General features: G+C 33.9%; 17 protein-coding genes and 1 pseudogene. 13 read left to right on the top strand and 5 right to left on the bottom strand.

Annotated elements, in window-relative coordinates:
• Positions 1-90: 90 nt before the first annotated feature.
• From TTHE_RS12090 to TTHE_RS15040, 4 genes and pseudogenes are all read left to right on the top strand, one after another.
• Positions 91-1,668: an oleate hydratase gene (locus TTHE_RS12090; RefSeq protein WP_041587484.1), complete on the top strand. Its 1,578-nt coding sequence runs from the start codon at positions 91-93 to the stop codon at positions 1,666-1,668.
• 222 nt (positions 1,669-1,890) lie between these two features.
• On the top strand, positions 1,891-2,301 hold the full coding sequence (gene mntA, locus TTHE_RS12085; RefSeq protein ID WP_013298848.1) for a type VII toxin-antitoxin system MntA family adenylyltransferase antitoxin: 411 nt from the start codon (positions 1,891-1,893) through the stop codon (positions 2,299-2,301).
• The gene (gene hepT / locus TTHE_RS12080; protein ID WP_013298847.1) at positions 2,294-2,704 is read left to right on the top strand and encodes a type VII toxin-antitoxin system HepT family RNase toxin; all 411 of its coding nucleotides are present in this window, start codon (positions 2,294-2,296) and stop codon (positions 2,702-2,704) included. Before mntA ends, hepT begins: the two co-directional genes overlap by 8 nt.
• 207 nt (positions 2,705-2,911) lie before the next feature.
• Positions 2,912-4,272: pseudogene (locus tag TTHE_RS15040) on the top strand (sigma-54-dependent transcriptional regulator).
• 154 nt (positions 4,273-4,426) lie between these two features.
• On the opposite strand, the gene TTHE_RS14425 reads toward TTHE_RS15040, so the two are convergent.
• On the bottom strand, positions 4,427-4,864 hold the full coding sequence (locus TTHE_RS14425) for a transposase (protein ID WP_231292762.1): 438 nt from the start codon (positions 4,862-4,864) through the stop codon (positions 4,427-4,429).
• Between the two features lie 79 nt (positions 4,865-4,943).
• Positions 4,944-5,681, bottom strand: a complete 738-nt coding sequence (locus TTHE_RS14420; RefSeq protein WP_223814568.1) for a transposase — start codon at positions 5,679-5,681, stop codon at positions 4,944-4,946.
• Positions 5,682-6,221: 540 nt separating this feature from the next.
• Here TTHE_RS14420 and TTHE_RS12060 point away from each other — a divergent pair.
• From TTHE_RS12060 to TTHE_RS12045, 4 genes are all read left to right on the top strand, one after another.
• Positions 6,222-7,619 (top strand): family 4 glycosyl hydrolase, encoded by a 1,398-nt coding sequence (locus TTHE_RS12060; protein WP_013298846.1) that lies wholly within the window; start codon positions 6,222-6,224, stop codon positions 7,617-7,619.
• A gap of 220 nt (positions 7,620-7,839) precedes the next feature.
• Complete coding sequence (locus tag TTHE_RS12055) at positions 7,840-8,253, top strand: NfeD family protein (RefSeq protein ID WP_041587483.1); 414 nt, start codon at positions 7,840-7,842, stop codon at positions 8,251-8,253.
• Between the two features lie 2 nt (positions 8,254-8,255).
• Positions 8,256-9,188, top strand: a complete 933-nt coding sequence (locus TTHE_RS12050) for an SPFH domain-containing protein (RefSeq protein ID WP_013298844.1) — start codon at positions 8,256-8,258, stop codon at positions 9,186-9,188.
• Between the two features lie 107 nt (positions 9,189-9,295).
• The gene (locus TTHE_RS12045; protein ID WP_013298843.1) at positions 9,296-9,799 is read left to right on the top strand and encodes a flavin reductase family protein; all 504 of its coding nucleotides are present in this window, start codon (positions 9,296-9,298) and stop codon (positions 9,797-9,799) included.
• Here TTHE_RS12045 and TTHE_RS12040 read toward each other — a convergent pair whose 3' ends face one another.
• Positions 9,800-10,783 carry a sodium:calcium antiporter gene (locus tag TTHE_RS12040; RefSeq protein ID WP_196793685.1) on the bottom strand — a complete coding sequence of 328 codons (984 nt, stop codon included), beginning with the start codon at positions 10,781-10,783 and terminating at the stop codon, positions 9,800-9,802.
• Positions 10,784-11,235: 452 nt separating this feature from the next.
• Entirely contained in the window at positions 11,236-11,316 is an 81-nt protein-coding gene (locus TTHE_RS15035) for a putative holin-like toxin (RefSeq protein WP_223814574.1), read from the bottom strand.
• Positions 11,317-11,765: 449 nt separating this feature from the next.
• Between TTHE_RS15035 and galT the strand changes: the two genes are divergently transcribed.
• The 5 genes from galT (at position 11,766) to TTHE_RS12015 (ending at position 17,343) form a co-directional block, all read left to right on the top strand.
• Positions 11,766-12,755, top strand: coding sequence for a galactose-1-phosphate uridylyltransferase (gene galT / locus TTHE_RS12035; RefSeq protein WP_013298841.1), 990 nt, complete (start codon positions 11,766-11,768; stop codon positions 12,753-12,755).
• 18 nt (positions 12,756-12,773) lie between these two features.
• Entirely contained in the window at positions 12,774-14,342 is a 1,569-nt protein-coding gene (locus tag TTHE_RS12030; RefSeq protein WP_013298840.1) for a hypothetical protein, read from the top strand.
• Entirely contained in the window at positions 14,335-15,501 is a 1,167-nt protein-coding gene (glgA, locus tag TTHE_RS12025; protein WP_013298839.1) for a glycogen synthase, read from the top strand. The genes TTHE_RS12030 and glgA overlap by 8 nt, the downstream gene beginning before the upstream one ends.
• Positions 15,502-15,637: 136 nt before the next feature.
• Complete coding sequence (locus tag TTHE_RS12020; RefSeq protein WP_013298838.1) at positions 15,638-16,258, top strand: DedA family protein; 621 nt, start codon at positions 15,638-15,640, stop codon at positions 16,256-16,258.
• The gene (locus tag TTHE_RS12015; RefSeq protein WP_013298837.1) at positions 16,231-17,343 is read left to right on the top strand and encodes a GNAT family N-acetyltransferase; all 1,113 of its coding nucleotides are present in this window, start codon (positions 16,231-16,233) and stop codon (positions 17,341-17,343) included. The genes TTHE_RS12020 and TTHE_RS12015 overlap by 28 nt, the downstream gene beginning before the upstream one ends.
• A 39-nt stretch (positions 17,344-17,382) precedes the next feature.
• Here TTHE_RS12015 and TTHE_RS12010 read toward each other — a convergent pair whose 3' ends face one another.
• Positions 17,383-18,117, bottom strand: a complete 735-nt coding sequence (locus tag TTHE_RS12010; RefSeq protein ID WP_013298836.1) for a DUF881 domain-containing protein — start codon at positions 18,115-18,117, stop codon at positions 17,383-17,385.
• Positions 18,118-18,222: the final 105 nt, after the last annotated feature.

The following is an 18,222-nucleotide window of genomic DNA, read 5'->3' as shown; positions in this document are numbered from 1 at the left end:
ATACAGTTTAAGCTCTTTGATTATTTCAAAATCAGTGTTATAAAGCTATATTGTTTTTAGAAATATTTGATAATCAAGGAGCTGATTTTTATGAGAGATTATAAAAACACTCACGCTTATTTTGTAGGAGGAGGAATAGCTTCACTTGCAGGAGCGTGCTATTTGATTAGGGACTGCAGCTTTCCAGGTGATCATATTCATATTTTTGAAGAATTGAATGTCTTAGGTGGAAGCAATGACGGTGCGGGTAATCCTGAAACTGGGTATGTAATAAGAGGCGGTAGGATGTTGAATGACGAAACTTATGAAAATACTTGGGAGCTTTTATTGTCAATACCATCTATTGACAATCCAGAGAAATCCGTCAGAGAAGAAATAATTGAATTTGACACTCAACATCCAACCCATTCAAATGCAAGACTTGTTAATAATAACGGTGAAGTCGTAGATGTATCATCTATGGGTTTTGACAATGATGACAGGATTGCTTTGGCAAAGCTCATTGTAACACCTGAAGAGAAGCTTAATATGTTAAAAATTAGTGATTGGTTTAAACCACACTTTTTTGAGACCAATTTTTGGTACATGTGGGCAACGACTTTTGCATTTCAACCTTGGCATAGCTTAGCAGAATTAAGAAGATATATGATAAGATTTATGCATGAGTTTCCAAGAATACATACATTAGAAGGTGTGACAAGAACACCTTATAATCAATACGATTCTTTAATTTTACCAATAAAGAAGTTCTTGGAAAATCACAATGTTGATTTCAAACTGAAATGTGCCGTAACAGATCTAGACTTTAAGGATACAGATAAAATAACGGTTACAAGGATATACTATAAAGAAGAAGGTATGGAAAAAACAATTGAGGTAAATGAAAGCGACGTTGTATTTGTCACGAATGGTTCAATGACAGAGGGCTACAGTTTGGGATCAATGACAAAGCCACCTGTTTTAAATGATAAAGGTGCATCGTGGAAATTATGGGATAAGATTTCAAAGAAAAAACAAGGTTTAGGAAATCCTACTGTATTTGACGATAATATACAAGGATCAAAGTGGGAATCATTTACTGTAACTTGTCATAATTCAAAGTTTTTTGACCTAATGGAAAAATTTTCGCGTAATAAAGCTGGGACAGGTGCTCTTGTTACATTTAAGGATTCTAATTGGTTTATGTCAATTGTTTTGGCACATCAACCACACTTTAGAAATCAACCTGATAATGTGAAAGTATTTTGGGGGTATGGATTATTTCCTGATAATCCGGGTAATTATGTTAAAAAGAAAATGTCAGAATGTGTAGGAGAAGAAATATTAATTGAACTTTTGCATCATTTAAAATTTGAAAAAGAAATGGACGATATAATAAAATCGGCAAATTGCATTCCATGCATGATGCCATTTATTACAGCACAGTTTATGCCAAGGTCGATAGGAGATAGACCTCAAGTTGTACCGGAAGGCTCAACTAATTTAGCATTTATTGGACAATTTTGTGAAATACCTGATGACGTAGTATTCACAGAAGAATATTCAGTTAGATCTGCAAGAATTGCTGTATATAAACTTTTCGGAATAACTAGACCAGTGGAACCAATAAATCAATATCAGTATGATGTAAGAACGTTATTTAAGTCATTTGTGACGATGTTCAAATGATATGATTAAAAATCTCTCCTTCTTTTAGAAGGGGAGATTTTTTAACAGAGGCTTGAAAGAAGTCTCCCATCCTCTATAGGTGGGATATGAATTTCTATTGTATGCGATAGAACAATATGGCATAATAATCTTGAAAGATTTTATCAAGAAAAGTTAAGGTCTTTTTATACAATCGTTTTTTGATTAATATCATATGTATCATAATGAATGGTGGTGATGACGATGAATATTAACGATGAACAAGTCGATGTAATAAAGAATTTTCTTATAAATAAAGTAGAGCCGTATGTAATATATCTGTTTGGTTCGGCTGTAAATGGTATATTTAGAAGCGATAGTGATATTGATATTGCGTATTTAAGCGATAAAGATATTAGCGGTTATGATTTATTTATGATTTCGCAGGAATTAGCGGATTTACTAAAACGGGATGTGGATTTAATAGATTTGCGAAAAGCATCAACTGTATTCAAAGCTCAGGTGGTAGGAACGAAAAAAATAATTTATTGTAATGATGATTTAAGGCGAATGAATTTCGAAATGTATGCATTGAAAGATTATGCGAAATTAAATGAGGAAAGAGTTGAAATAATTGATAAAATATTAAAAAGGGGACGGATTTACAATGAGTGATGTTGTAATTAATAAAGCTGAAATTATTGAAAGATGCATAAAGAGAATTAAAGAAGAATATGAAGGGAATCCGATGAATCTCAAAAATTATACAAAGCAGGATTCAATATTGTTAAATATACAAAGGGCTTGTGAAGCTTGTATAGATCTAGCGATGCATGTTGTAGCAGAGAAATCTTTTGGTATTCCTCAAAATAGTAGAGATGCATTTGAACTGCTTCGTAAGAATAGTGTCATAGATGATGCATTAGAGAAGAAATTAAAATCCATGGTTGGTTTTAGAAATATCGCTGTGCATAATTATCAATTGATAGATTTGAAAGTTGTCCAGGATTTGATTGAAAATGGCTTAAATGATTTGATAGTCTTTTCAAGAATAATACTGCAAAAATACAATAATTAGATATGGGATTATTGACGAGGGATGGAAGAAAGATGTTTGGGATTGCAAAGGTGGTCTTTTAAGCCGCCTTATTTTTTTGTCAAAAATAAATAAGCAAGTGCAAAGTTTTTCATTTATATTAAGATTTAGTTAATGTATAATAAATAAAAGAGAATATTGCGCGTAATTTGATTTAAAATTGATTTATGTTATATTGTTTTACTTGAGGTGGTAACTTTGAAGAGAATCGATATTGTTTATCAGAAACTAAAAGAACTGGATAGAGGAATAGGCGTAAGTGCTTCTGATATAGCTGACTCTCTTGGGCTTAGCAGAGCTAATGTCAGTAGCGATCTAAATAGACTATGTGATGAAGGGAAAGCAGTTAAAGTAGGTACAAAGCCGGTACTTTTTAGATATGTTGAGGAAATTTCAAATAAAAGAGAAGAAACGTCTCTTGATAAATTTTTAGAAAAAAATCCAAGCCTATTTTCTGCAGTGGAGCAGGCTAAAGCAGCGATACTGTATCCTCCCAATGGAATGCACATATTAATTTTGGGAGAGACAGGCGTTGGAAAATCAATGTTTGCAGAACTCATACACAAATATGCAATTGAAATGAATAGAATGGATGAAAATTCTCCGTTTATAGTTTTTAACTGCGCAGATTATGCCAATAATCCACAGCTTCTTGTAAGTCAGTTGTTTGGTTCTAAAAAGGGTGCTTAACAGGGGCGGATTATGATAAAGTGGGACTTATAGAAAAAGCTGATGGAGGAATACTTTTCCTAGATGAGGTTCATAGGCTTCCACCAGAGGGGCAGGAAATGTTTTTTACCTTTATGGATAAGGGTATATTTAGAAGGCTTGGTGAAACCGATTTAGAGAGAAAATCCAATGTATTGATAATTTCTGCTACTACAGAGAATCCAGATTCTATCCTTCTTAAGACATTTACAAGAAGAATTCCGATGATCATACGTCTGCCAAGTCTTCGAGAGAGAAGCATTGATGAGAGATTCAACCTTATCTGCCAATTTATAAGGGAAGAATCGAATAAACTCGGTAGGCAAATTATTGTGTCGGTAAATTCAATGAAAGCTTTTCTAAGCTATAACTGTCCAAATAACATTGGGCAGTTGAAAACAGATATTCAGCTTGCGTGTGCAAAAGCTTATGCAGATTTTGTTTCAAATAAAAAAGAAGAAATAAAAATAAATAGCATTGATTTGCCACAGTATATAAGAAATGGCCTTTATATGGAAACGGAACACCGTCAACTTTGGAATAAGTTTTTAGAGATAAATAAAAGGTACTACGTATTTGACAAAAATGAAGAAAACATCTTGTTTGAGAAAGATAGCCGCAAAGATAATATTTATGAAATGATAGATTCTAGGATGCATGAGCTTAAAAGCATGGGACTTACTGGTGAAGAACTTGATAAAGAGATGGAGAAAGATATAAATGATTACTTTGAAAAGTATTTTCACAAAGTCAATAAGATTATTGACGTTTCTGACATCGAAAATGTCGTTGGCGTTGAAATCGTCCAAACAGTAGAAGAGATTACAGAGATTTCGCAATAAAATTCCAGTAAAAAATTTGTTTTTGCAAGAATTTTTATATTTTACATCTAATTGAATATATGGTAATAACAAATTCGCTTGGATGCCAAAAATAGTTACACTTTCCCCTTACCCCCACGAATTTTAATAATGAATTTCCAGTTTTATTTTTAAGTTACGTCATCACAAACAGTGGGTTATTCCATCCAATTTCTATGATAAATATCTCATCTTTTATATCTTCAATAATATCTATTTGTAACATATGCTTTTCCCTAAAATTTCTTATACACCTAAAGAAATATAATTGCATCAAATTAAATGCTATTATTATAAACATTAATACAGTTTCTACACCTTCAGAACTGTGCAGAAAACAGTGATTTAAGTGCCATTCTGTTTTTAATTGATGAAAAGCATTGTTTTCAATTTCCCATCTACTATGCATTATCTTCCATAGAGTTTCTACTGAAGTAACTTTAGATGTAGTTATTATCCATGATTCTTTTATTTCTACTTTGCCTGAGCAATGTATCTCTTCTATAAATTTTATAAATCTTACTTCTATGTCCAAACTAGGCATTTGAAAATTGTCTTCGTCCCAAGCTTTAATTTTAATATAATTGTTACTTTTTTTCTTAACAGTCCATTCTTTATTTGCTTTTCGACACTTGAATAAACCAAGTGCATCTTTAACTATAATTAAGTCTTTCATCTTTAACTCTTACTACTGCATCCATCCCTATTGATAAAACTTCTTTAACCCAAGTGGATTTACAATATAATGCATCAGCTACTATGATGTCTGCGAAATGATGAAATTCTCTATGCAATTTCCTAATTAAACGCTTGCCTGCTGTAATTTCTCCTTCATCTTTATCTGAACCATCTTTTTTGGGTTCTAATATTTCCTGGCCTAAGATAAGGTGTGAATCAGAACCTATTGTTGAGCATACTACAGTTCTGTGAAAGTAATGAGTAATTCCATCCTTTTGGACTCGTGTGAGACAATTACCACAACATTTTTTAGTGCTTTCAAATAGCTCTACACCATCTATTGCAACAACTTTTAGTCCATCTATAGTTCCCCTTCTAAAAACCTTATTTTTTATGCTTGTCTTGATTATACTATTATTAAGTTCATTTAAACCATCTAAATCAAAATTACTTAAAACCCGCCTAATAGTATCAATGCGAGGCATTTTAGTTTTTTTGGGTAATGCTTTTTTAAATTTACCTTTTTTAAGCCAATGTTCCAACCTATTAAAACTTCTTATTTGAAGCATAAATCCGAACAATACTACAAAGGTAATTGTTGAAATTTTTACTGAAGATTTTACTCTTTTATCTTTTAGGGTATTGATTTTTTCTCCAAGATGGTATACCTTAGAGAAGTAGGTAAGCATTTGTTTTAAATAACTTTTGCTCACTTTATCAGCATCCTTTCTATTTGGTTTCTAGCAAAACATATTATAGAAGGGATGCTTTTATTTTGCAAATTTTTTCTTTCAATTTCCAGAAAAAAACGGAAAAGAACATATTTCTAGTTACAATTCGTTAAACTATATAAATCAATTGATTTATGGCTCTAAAAATTTTTAGATGCGAAATTTCTGGTACCTTATGAATTACACATATTTGAAAGTGGTACTCATGGATTATCGCTATGTGATGAGACAACAGCAGATAGTCATTCAGAGCATATAAATCTTGACTGCAGTATTTGGCTTGAATTGGCTACGAATTGGTTAAAAAGACAATGGGAAAAAATATAATGGTTTAATATTAATCATAAATAGCAGAAATATCCTTTTAGTGACGCTTAATCGTTGCAAAAAAGGATATTTTTTTCTTCTAAATAGATCAAAAAATATTTCGTTGAAGGTATTGCAACAACCGGGTTGAAGAACTAAACTAAGTATAAGTTTACTCAATAAAATAACATATTTTATGTCAGGAGGCTGAGCTTTATGAGGTATACAGATGGGAAGGTGCATGACATTACTATTGCTTATGTCGGAGGTGGCTCAAGAGGATGGGCATGGAACTTAATGACTGATTTGGCGAAGGAAGAGAGCATTTCTGGTACGGTAAAGTTATATGACATAGATTATGATGCGGCACGTGACAACGAGATAATAGGTAATTCTCTATCAATGAGGCAGGATGTTAAAGGTAAATGGCTTTATAAAGCTTGTGAGACGTTAGAAGAGTCACTAAAAGGTGCTGATTTTGTCATAATATCTATTTTACCTGGAACGTTTAACGAGATGGAATCTGATGTTCATACACCTGAAAAGTATGGTATTTATCAATCTGTAGGTGATACTGTAGGACCAGGAGGAATAGTAAGAGCTTTAAGGACAATTCCGATGTTTGCGGATATTGCCAATGCGATTAAAGAGCATTGTCCAGATGCATGGGTCATAAATTATACCAATCCTATGACACTTTGTGTCAGGACATTATATGAAATTTTCCCTCAAATTAAAGCATTTGGATGCTGTCATGAGGTTTTTGGCACACAAAAGCTATTATCCAAGGCGTTGCAAGATGTAGAGGGTATTAATGATGTTCCAAGGGAAGAGATAAAGATAAACGTCTTAGGGATAAATCATTTTACATGGATTGACAATGCAAGATACAAAGACATAGATTTAATGCATGTCTATAAGCAATTTGTGAATAAGTATTACGAAACTGGATTTATCAGTGATGATAATGACAATTGGATGAATAACTCGTTTGTATCTGCAGAGAGAGTAAAATTCGACTTGTTTTTAAGATACGGAATAATTGCTGCAGCAGGTGATAGGCATCTGGCGGAATTTGTGCCAGGGTATTGGTATTTAAAAGATCCAGAGACAGTTAAAGAATGGATGTTTGGTTTAACAACTGTAAGCTGGCGGAAAGAGGACTTAAAACGCAGGCTTGAAAGAAGTAAAAGACTTAAAATAGGTGAAGAAAAATTTGAGTTAAAGGAGACAGGAGAAGAAGGCGTTAGACAAATTAAAGCGTTATTAGGTTTAGGTGATTTAGTTACAAATGTAAATATACCAAACTATGGTCAGATTGAGGGAATACCTTATGGTGCGGTAGTTGAAACAAATGCTTTATTTTCAGGAAATAAATTAAAACCTATATTATCAGGGAAATTGCCTGATAATGTAAATAGCCTTGTGCTAAGGCAAGTATACAACCAAGAAACGACCCTAAAAGCTGCTTTAAAGAAGGATTACGACTTAGCTTTCAGCGCTTTTGTAAATGATCCACTTGTTACAATATCTTTAAAAGATGTAAAAAAATTATTTAATGAAATGCTTGAAAATACGAAAAAATACTTAGATGGATGGGAATTAAAAGTTTAATGTCTTTATAATTACGAACATTTATTGTAAACTAAAAATGATGATCCTCCTTAAAAGAGCCGATACTTTGCGATCGGCTCTAATATATTGCCTAAAAAATTTATAGAAAATTTATAAAATGCCTTGTCTGACTACTTTATGTTGGACACATACTGTGGTATACTAAGATAAATATCAATTTTTTAACATTGAAAGGGGGATACAAAATACGAACGGCATATTGACATTATGGTTGGCAGTAATGGTAGTAGGCATAGTTATTGACCTTATAACCAGCAATTTCATATTTTTTAATTTTTCTATCGGAGCTTTTTTCGCAATATGTGCAGATCTACTGGGGCTTAATACACTAATTCAGATTTTTATTTTTCTCGCGATAGGAATTGTATCACTCATTTTCTCTTTCAAATATCTAAGAAAAAGATTTAAAAATATACCAAAGACGTACCCGTATGAAAGCGAATATATAGGAAAGACGATTGAGATAAAAAGTGACGTAGGTAGAGAGGGCCAAGTCTTTTTCGAGGGAATATATTGGACCGTTCAGTCTGATGAACCTTTGAAAAATGGTGACACCGCTTTAATAACTGGAATATCAGGAAATAAATTAGTTGTTAAGAGATTGGAGGAATAAAGTTGTTGATATTGTTTCTTATCTTACTTCTGCTTATATTAATCGCAGTTTTAGCATCCATAAAAGTTGTTCAAACGGGATATGTATATGTAATTGAGAGGTTAGGACAGTTTTACAAGGTATTGGAGCCGGGCTGGCATTTTGTGATACCTTTTGTTGATTATGTACGGGCAAAAGTATCTATCAAGCAGCAGATTCTAGATATTGAACCGCAGAATGTTATTACGAAGGACAATGTCAAGATATCTGTTGATAATGTAATATTTTATAAAGTAATGAATGCAAAAGATGCAATATACAATATAGAAAATTACAAATCAGGTATAGTTTATTCTACAATAACAAACATGAGAAACATCATTGGTGAAATGACACTTGATGAGGTTTTATCAGGCAGGGACAAGATAAACGCAGAGCTTCTCAAAGTGATAGATCAGCTTACAGATGCATATGGTATAAAGATACTGTCTGTAGAGATAAAGGACATCACTCCTCCAGATGAAATAAGGCAAGCGATGGAGAAGCAGATGAAGGCAGAAAGGGATAAGCGGGCTACTATACTTCAAGCAGAGGGCGAGAAGCAGAGCGCTATAGCTGTTGCTGAAGGACAAAAGCAGGCAAAAATCTTACAGGCAGAGGCTGAAAAAGAAGCTAATATAAGAAAAGCTGAAGGCTTAAGGCAGTCACAGATATTAGAGGCAGAAGGCAAAGCAAAAGCTATTGAAGCAATTGCTGAGGCACAGGCTAAAGCTATCGAATTGGTAAATAAGGCAATATTAGAGTCAGGAACGAATGAGACTGTCATAGCATTGAAGCAGATAGAAGCACTGCAGGAGATGGCGAAAAACCCTGCAAATAAACTTATAATTCCAGACAAATTAGTCGATACTTTAGGAAGCATATCAGCCATAGCGGATCTAATAAAAAAGCAATAAATATGTATTATACCTCGAGTTTGCTCGGGGTTTTTTCATATGATTTGGTTTTTTTAAGGTTAAGCTATAAAATGTATAATGAATAAAATATTAATGGAGGGATTTTAATGAATATTAAAGAAGTGCCTTATGATATGTACATGAAAGAAGTAAATCAAAAGCTTACATCAAGGGGTATATTTTTAACTACTAAAGAGAATAAGCTAAATACTATGGTAATCGGATGGGGAGGAATAACGTATTTTTGGGGTAAGCCTGTATTTCTCGTTGCAGTCAGAAAGTCACGCTTTACATACAATCAAATCGAAAAATCAGGTGAATTTACGATTAGCGTACCTCTAAATGAGGACCTAAATAAAGCTATTGCGTTTTGCGGTACAAAATCGGGGAGGGACTTTGACAAGTTTAAGGAGTGCAATCTCACCCCAATTCCATCTCAAAAAATTGAGACACCTATAATTGGAGAATGTTCACTGCACTACGAATGTAAAGTCGTGTATAAGCAGGAAATGTTAAAGGAAAATCTTAATGCTGATATTGATAAAAGGTGGTATCCAGACTACCATACATTCTACTTCGGTGAAATTGTGGCGTCATATATAAAAGAATAGTCAAAGAAGCTGTAGCAAAAATATACAGTAGAATATGCTGCCTGCCATTAAAATAAATGGGCTTAAGCTTTTTTTGCTGGCTGCATATATAAGGCTTATATACGATGAGATAAGCGCTAGCACAGTCGTCAGCATTGTCAGACCTGTTAAATTCCATTCTGTAAACATCATGCCTATGGCAACAGGCACAGATGATTGAAATACCATTGCACCTGTGATATTTAAAAGTGCAAGGGTATCTTTTTTTTGCCCTATCCAAAGGATTGAATTAAGCTTTTCCGGTAGCTCAGTTGCTATAGGCGTGATTATAAGGGATAAGATTGCAGGCGGTACTCCCAATAATGCTGACAGTTGTTCTGTATATTTGATAAAAATATGGGCACCGTAAGAGATTCCAAAAAGTGAAAAGACAAGCTGCAGAATTATAATATATAAAGTTGTATCTAAATGGAAGTGCTTTGAAAAAAACAGATTATCTACATCTTTTAAGCTGTCTTCTTTTGAAGAAAATGTGTGGGCTACATAAATAAAATATGAAAGCAAAATGAATATTGATATTGCTGTTTTGATATTTAAGTATCTATTTATGAATGAGGTAATGACGGCTACAGAATATATGATAATAAAATACGACATGTCCCTTTGAAATCCAGTCAATGAAGGGGTGATTTTAAATGGTCTTTTGCGAAATAAAGCGTATACTATTGCTGAAGCACCTGTAACAAAAAAGCCAAGTGTCGACAGCATGAAAGGAGCACCAACTATGGCTCCGACTCCTATTTCTTCTGATGCTTGGCCCTTGTGAAAAACAATTGCTATTATAGGTATTATTGTTTCTGGCATTGCAGTACCTACTGCGGCAAAAATACTTCCAATGACACCCTGGCTTAAATTGAGTTTTTTACCTAACCATTCCACAGCATTTGTAAAGTATATGCACGATGCCAATATAAGGATTAAGCTTAAAGAAAACATAGCTATCATAAAAGCCAATATAAACAGCTCCTTCTCATTTCTAAGAATATATGGAAGACCATACTAAATTATAATTTGGAATAAGAGATTATATTCATGGAAAATATTATTAACGCTCACAAATTCCGCTTACTATATATCATCGATTCTCTTCGCTTGTTTGGCTAACGCCGTCTATGCGTTGTGACGGCTTTCGCTTTCGCTCATACGCCAAACTGCGCTTCGTTCATCGTGATATATTACGTAAGCTTCATTAATCGTTCGCTTTTAATAATATTTTCATAACAATGTTTATTGGTTAATGGAATATTAGTTTAATAATAGATTTAAGACAGCTAAATTTTTGTTTATTTTTTTAAAAAATATGCTATAATATAAATAAAGAGGCAGCCGTCCGCAAAATGCGGTTGCCCAAGAAGCGGTTTTAAAAATCTTAAACCGTCCTGGTATCAGCAGGGCGGTTATTTCCTCTTAAAATCGAGGACTGCTATAATTAACATTCCAAACATTATCATTAAAGACAACGTTTGATATGTATTCATCATAGCAACCACCTCCTTATAAGGAGAGTGGCAACTGCACCCTGCTTATCCGACTGCCTCAAGTATAATTATAGCATATATAAATGCATTAGGCACTCATCAATTTGAGTGCTTTTTTAAATGTGGTAACATTGAATGCTTATGTTTTACTAAAAGCGTTCAGTATTTCAGTTGAAAAATTACCACTTTACAATAGAATTTCTTCCGTTGAATAAGAATAAGGAATGGTGGAGTTTATAATTAATGCTCAAGAAAAGCATATATAGGTGCCAGATTATAAAAATTAGATTGACATTTTTTCTAAAAGAGTATATTATATATTTAAGGAGTGCACTCGGTTGCACACAAAATGAATTTTGGTTTTAGAATTATATTCAAAAGCAGGTTTTTATTTATTTAATAGCAACCGCTTGCATCAGAGTTACTTTTTTTAAGATAAGGGTGATAGCATGTCTGAAATAAGATACGATGTGGTGACAGGAAAAATCGCAGTTATATCGACGGAGAGAGGGAAAAGGCCTCACGATTTTAAAAAGACAGATGTGGTAAAGAACGATGGTCCTTGCCCCTTTTGCCCAGGAAATGAAAACATGACGCCACCAACGCTTGTTGAGTTTTGTGATGAAAAAGGGACGTGGAAATTGAGAGGCTTCAACAACAAATTTGCTGCTTTTAGCAAAGATACAAATAGTTCAATGGTGGAAGGCGACAATGAATTGCACAATGAATTACACAAAGCAAATGATGGCTACGGTGTTGCTGAGATTATTGTCGAAAGCAACCATCATGACAAGACGTTGGGTCAGATGGAGATAGATGAGATCCAAAATATTATAAAGGCACTGATTTTAAGGTATGATGAAATAGTAAAAGATAAAAATATTAAATATGTTCAGATGTTTAAAAACTTTGGTGCAAACGGTGGTGCTTCGTTGGAGCATGGGCATTGGCAGATTATGGCTGTTACATTTATACCAGAAGCAGTAGAAAGGGAGTTGCAAGGAGTAGAAAAATATAAAAATGGGAAAGGAACATGTCCTTACTGTGACATTGTCAATGATGAATTGACTGAAAAGACAAGAGTTGTGGCTGAAAATGACAGATTTATTGTGATTTGTCCTTTTGCATCGCGGTTTGCGTATGAATCATGGATACTGCCTAAAGAACATAAGAAAGCATTTAACAAGATAGACAGTGATGACATTAAAAGCTTATCATCATTGCTAAAATATATTATAAATAGATATGAAGATTTATTTGACTATCCGCCGTACAACATAGTGATTCACACGCTCCCTCATCAAGATGAACGAGACTTTCACTGGCATATAGAGATATTGCCAAGGCTTACTACTTTCGCTGGATTTGAGCTTGCAACAGGTGCATATATAAATCCGACGCCGCCAGAACAGGCTGCGTCTATTTTGCGGCTAGATTAATTGAAAGGAATGATTTACGTGGCATTAGAAGAAGGGGAATTTGACGGCCTTATATCAAATCTTGATTCTGTAATAAAAAGTATCAAAGATGAAAAAATACAGAAGTTCAGGTGGTTTCAAGAGAAAGCACTTAATATAAAAAATAAGAGGCTTTTCGACTATGCTATATTGCATATAGACAAATCAATTATTATTATTGCCGCACTAATAGATTTTATTTTTAATACTATAAATGGCGAAGAAAAAAAATCTCGCTATTATTTTCCACTAATTGTGAGAAAAAATATATTAAGTGATGACTATTTAACAACTTACCAGGAAAGCAATTATTTAGCAGTCATATATGATGCGGTTGATGATGTGGAATACATTAGATGCTTAGATAGGATATTAAGAGATGGAAAAGATGTGGAGTTTAAATCTGGCGGGCGGCTTAAGCCATATATGCTTCTAAGTCATGATATTTACAGCTCTGAAAGGCTTAACAACAAATCCAGCAATAGCTTGACGCTGCTTAACAAAAATGAGATAGTAAAGACTTTTAGGAGAATGGTTAATGGAATGAATCCTGATCTTGAAATGACTTATATGCTGAGAAAATATGGCTTTTTAAATGTTCAGGATATAAGAGGATATTTTTTGTACGAGGATAATGACAATAATATATATACTCTTTCAATGTTTTCACAATATATAGACAATATTGCAGATATGTGGCAGTATACGCAGGACTACTTGAGAGAATTTATATCGAAATACGATGGAAGTGATTGTTCAAGCTATATATATAAAAATTGCAGTGATTACATCGATGAAGTAAAAAACATATCAGATTTAATCGCCAATATGCATATTAAATTGTCTTCAATTGCAGAGGAGAATTTTGGTGTCATAAGTCCAAAGGAATCCGATGTAAATGACTTAGTAAACCAGATAATATCAAATCTTAATCTTCTTTTTAAATATATAAGTAGCGGTGAATACAGCGGCGAAATAGAGTATATGATAAGAGACATTCTTGAAAATAAAGACTTCTTATTTGATAGTATAAGCAATATTAAAGACTTAGTGCCATATTTCGGCAAATATTTAAGATGCCACGGCGATTTACACTTAGAGCAGCTATTAAAAACGGAAAATGGGTACATTTTGATTGATTTTGAAGGAGAACCGACAAAATCAATATCTGAAAGAAGCAGGCACATATCGCCGTTAAAAGATGTAGCAGGTATGATAAGGTCGTTTAATTATGCTGCATACTCTCAATATTTTGAATACAAGGAAAGCGGGAAAGGAGATCTAGATATAGAAAAGATAGAAAATCTTTTATCGGTATGGGCAACCGTTATTACTAAATCATTCATAGAAAATTATGTAAATATTATAAATTCAAATAAAAAAGACTTGATACCGGATTTAGACCATTTAAGTGCTATTTTGGCTTTATTTAAATTGGATAAAGCTATATTTGAAGCAATTTACGAAGTCAACAACAGACCATCGTGGTTTAAGATTCCACTTAAAGGTATCATTGAATGCATAGAAGAATTCAAGAAGAAATCTTATTTGGAGGTATACTATGGATAATTTAAAGGTGACGATATTTACAAATGAATTTCCACCCAATATTTATGGTGGAGCTGGTGTACATGTTGATTATTTGACTAAAGAGTTATCTAAGCTGATGGCTGTAGATGTAAGATGCTTTGGGGATCAAGATTCTTCATCAGGCAATATGATTGTTAAAGGATACAAGGAATGGGATATAATAAAGAAAAATTCTTTAGATAAATTGCAAAAGGTGCTGGGACCATTATCTATTGATGTAGCAATGGTAAAGGATCCAATTACGTCAAATATTGTCCACTGCCACACGTGGTATACATTTATGGCCGGTTTTCTTGCCAAGATGCTTTATGATATACCGCTTGTTGTGACAATCCACAGCTTGGAGCCTTTAAGACCTTGGAAAGAAGAGCAGCTTGGGAATGGGTATCACTTAAGCACTTGGATGGAAAAAACCGGGATTGAAGCGGCTGACAGGATCATTGCCGTATCAAATGATTCTAAAAAAGATATTATGAAGTGCTACAATGTGCCAGAAGATAAAATCGAGGTTATATATAACGGCATTGATTTGAACCAGTATAAAAAGACTGGTGTCAATGTTGCCAGAAAAAAATACGGTATAGACGGAAGGTACATTTTATTTGTCGGAAGGATATCGAGGCAAAAGGGGATAATCCATCTTATAGATGCTGTAAAATATTTGCCCCAAGATGTAAAAGTTGTATTGTGTGCTTCAACTCCTGATACAGAGGAAATAAAAATGGAGATGGAGGAGAAGGTGAAGCTTTATCCAAATATAATTTGGATTGATAAAATGGTGACTAAAGAAGAGATTATTGAGCTTTACAGCAATGCAGAAGTATTCGTATGTCCATCTATTTATGAGCCGTTTGGAATCATAAACCTAGAAGCGATGGCATGCAATACTCCCGTAGTTGCTAGCGCAACTGGAGGCATAAAGGAAGTTGTGGTAGACGGAGAAACCGGATTTTTAGTAGAACCCGGTAATCCTGAAGATTTGGCGGAGCATATTAAAAAGCTACTTGACGATAGAGAACTTGCAGCAACATTTGGCGCAAACGGCAGAAAAAGAGTTGAAGAGATGTTTAGCTGGGAATCAATTGCGAAGAAAACTTATGACATGTACGAAGATGTGATTGAAAATTATAAAAAATGAACGGTAAATCAATTTCAAATTTTATTTTATTTTCTAGTGAGCTTAATAGGCTCTTTTTTTTATTTGTCGTTTAGACTTTTAAATTTTACGATAAAGATGTATACTATTATTAGAAAATTTTTGTTGGAAGGTAATTATGGAAAATACGAATATTTTATACAGTTTAGTAATAGATTATGGATATTTAGCCTTATTTTTAGCATTGGTTGTGGAAGGAACCGGCATGCCTGGGCCTGTTGAGATACTATTTCTTGCTGCAGGTTACCTTATATCAAAAGGACAGATGAACTTTCTAGCTGTTGCGCTTATAGCAGCTTTAGGCAATGTAACAGGGAATACTTTAGCGTACATAATAGGCGCCAGATCCGGCAGAGTATTTGTAGAGAAATATGGTCGCTTTTTAAAGATAACTGTAAAAGACTTGGAGGGCATGGACCGCTGGTTTTCGAAGTATGGTGGCATGACTAACCTCATAAGCCGTCTTATTGGATTGCCCAGGACACCTGCTATTTGGGCTTCAGGCATAACACGCATGGATTTCAAATCGTTTTTTATATTTTCAGCTATTGGAGACCTTTTGTGGTCACTCTTTTGGACATCTGTATCATATTTGGTATCAATGCAGATCTTGAAGATCGATTTAATAGGAAAGACATACCCATGGTGGATGTACTTTGTGATGTTGATTGGCTTTGTCTTATTTATGTACGTTGTATGGAGGATATTTTTATGGATGAAGGAAAAATACTTGACATAGAAATAAAGATCATTTCAGATGTAAAGACTCTTTTAAGCATTAAAGACATATGGCATGAGCTTGAGGATAATTCAAAGATGTATCCTTTCAATACTTTTGAGTGGGTCGTAAATTGGTGGAAATACTTTGGAAGCGGTAAAAAGCTATGGGTTCTTCTAGTAGTTGATGACTACGGACCGATTGGAATAGCGCCATTCATGATTACATTCGGCGAGATGGGATTACCTGTAAGAAGGATAAAATTTATTGGTTCCAATAACAGTGATTACCTTGATTTTGTAGTAAGGCATGGTTGTGAGGATATATTTTATCGTTCGCTGATAAAATATTTGGAGACTGTCATAGATCAATTTACAGTTTTAGATCTCGAGCATCTTCCTGAGGACAGCGGTATATATCCTTACATAATGGGAAGTGGCCTTTACTATGATTATGATGTACAGGATATATGTCCTTATATAGAGCTTCCTTCTACATGGGATGAATATTTGGATTCCCTTGATGGAAAATTCAGAAGAAATATAAAGTATGAGATAAAGAGATATTTTAGTAAGCATGATGGTAACTTTATGTGCGTTACAGATGAGAATGAGATTGACGATTCAATGGATAGGCTTATTGAAATGCATCAGGCAAGATGGAGAAAAAGACATATGCCTGGCGCATTTTATACTAAGAGGATTAGAAATTTTCACAAGGATGTTGCATTTGACTTTCTTGAGCGTGGGATATTGAGCTTATTTGAACTGAGAGACAAAAACAAGACTGTGGCAAGTTTATTAAGCTACCATATTGGTGGTAAAAGGTATTATTATATAAGCGGTTATGATTTGAATTACAGCAGATTAAGCGTTGGCGCTGTTACTTTGGGGCTTTCTATAAAGCGCTCAATTGAAGTGGGAGATGAAGTTTACGATTTTTTAAGGGGAGATGAAAAGTACAAAGAAGATTGGACTAAGCACAAAAAAAGAAACATGAGGCTAGTAGCTTCATATCCATCTATTGCAGGAAGGTTTTACCTTTACTACATTATTGCTGAAAATAAAATAATAAACAAGATAAAAGATAGGTTCAGTCATGACTGAACCTATCTTAATAAAAATGTATTAAGGTAAGAGGCAAAGTTAGTTAGCTGCTTTTGCATATTTTAAGCTGACTGGATCTGTGTAGGCAGGGACTACGATATTTTTGGATGCTTCTATGTTCACTTTTATACCGTAATATTTAAGAGTATCTACAATGCCGCCTTTAAGGTTTAATGATGCCTGAAGTGTGTCAGGATTTCCTATTGCCTTTATGACGTACGGCGGTGCATACCTTGTAGAATTTATGTTTATAGTTGGACCTACACATCTTATTTCAGATGTGGCTATAAGCCTTTGGTCATTTATGGAGATTGCTTCAGCTCCGCCAGCTTTAAGCTCATTTACGACTTTAAGCAAGTCTTCATCGTGAACTAAAAACATATTTGGATCTTCACCATCTTTTGGCTGTAAATCGCTGTCGTTAAGGGTAACTATTACACCAGGTCCTGACAAAGCAGTGAAACCTGCCAACTCCTTGTATTTTTCTACATCCTGAGACAGGGCGTTTAACGTTGCTTCATATTTTGAAGATGAGCTGTTTAAAGCGCTGAGCTTTTGATTTAGCTCTGCCACTTGCTGTTTTAAAACATTTCTTTCATCTGTCATATTTTGTAGTTCACTGCTTAGTTCATCTACATTTGCACTGCTGTTGCGGGTCGAAGCTGCAGCTGTTTTTACACTGCCTTGGATAGTTTTAAATTCCATTGATATCATGAAGCCCATTATTAAAAATACAATAACAAATGAGACAACTTGAAAAACCTTACCCTTCATATTTATCCATCCTCCCCATGGGCAAACAATATCTACTTAAAAATTTCATTTTCATTTTCTATATATAATAATAACATGCTTAAAGATAAAATTTATTAAAAAAAT

Origin of the sequence: Thermoanaerobacterium thermosaccharolyticum DSM 571 (assembly GCF_000145615.1) — a bacterium.
Taxonomy (GTDB): domain Bacteria; phylum Bacillota; class Thermoanaerobacteria; order Thermoanaerobacterales; family Thermoanaerobacteraceae; genus Thermoanaerobacterium; species Thermoanaerobacterium thermosaccharolyticum.
The sequence above is the reverse complement of the archived record's forward strand: the minus strand, read 5'-3'. Positions and strand labels throughout refer to the sequence as shown.

Excerpts from the sequence above, each read along its gene's own strand:
- TTHE_RS12090 (WP_041587484.1), top strand. The coding sequence starts at position 91 with ATGAGAGATTATAAAAACACTCACGCTTATTTTGTAGGAGGAGGAATA.
- mntA (WP_013298848.1), top strand. The coding sequence starts at position 1,891 with ATGAATATTAACGATGAACAAGTCGATGTAATAAAGAATTTTCTTATA.
- hepT (WP_013298847.1), top strand. The coding sequence starts at position 2,294 with ATGAGTGATGTTGTAATTAATAAAGCTGAAATTATTGAAAGATGCATA.
- TTHE_RS12060 (WP_013298846.1), top strand. The coding sequence starts at position 6,222 with ATGAGGTATACAGATGGGAAGGTGCATGACATTACTATTGCTTATGTC.
- TTHE_RS12045 (WP_013298843.1), top strand. The coding sequence starts at position 9,296 with ATGAATATTAAAGAAGTGCCTTATGATATGTACATGAAAGAAGTAAAT.
- TTHE_RS12040 (WP_196793685.1), bottom strand. The coding sequence starts at position 10,783 with ATGATAGCTATGTTTTCTTTAAGCTTAATCCTTATATTGGCATCGTGC.
- TTHE_RS15035 (WP_223814574.1), bottom strand. The coding sequence starts at position 11,316 with ATGAATACATATCAAACGTTGTCTTTAATGATAATGTTTGGAATGTTA.
- galT (WP_013298841.1), top strand. The coding sequence starts at position 11,766 with ATGTCTGAAATAAGATACGATGTGGTGACAGGAAAAATCGCAGTTATA.
- glgA (WP_013298839.1), top strand. The coding sequence starts at position 14,335 with ATGGATAATTTAAAGGTGACGATATTTACAAATGAATTTCCACCCAAT.
- TTHE_RS12020 (WP_013298838.1), top strand. The coding sequence starts at position 15,638 with ATGGAAAATACGAATATTTTATACAGTTTAGTAATAGATTATGGATAT.
- TTHE_RS12015 (WP_013298837.1), top strand. The coding sequence starts at position 16,231 with ATGGATGAAGGAAAAATACTTGACATAGAAATAAAGATCATTTCAGAT.
- TTHE_RS12010 (WP_013298836.1), bottom strand. The coding sequence starts at position 18,117 with ATGAAGGGTAAGGTTTTTCAAGTTGTCTCATTTGTTATTGTATTTTTA.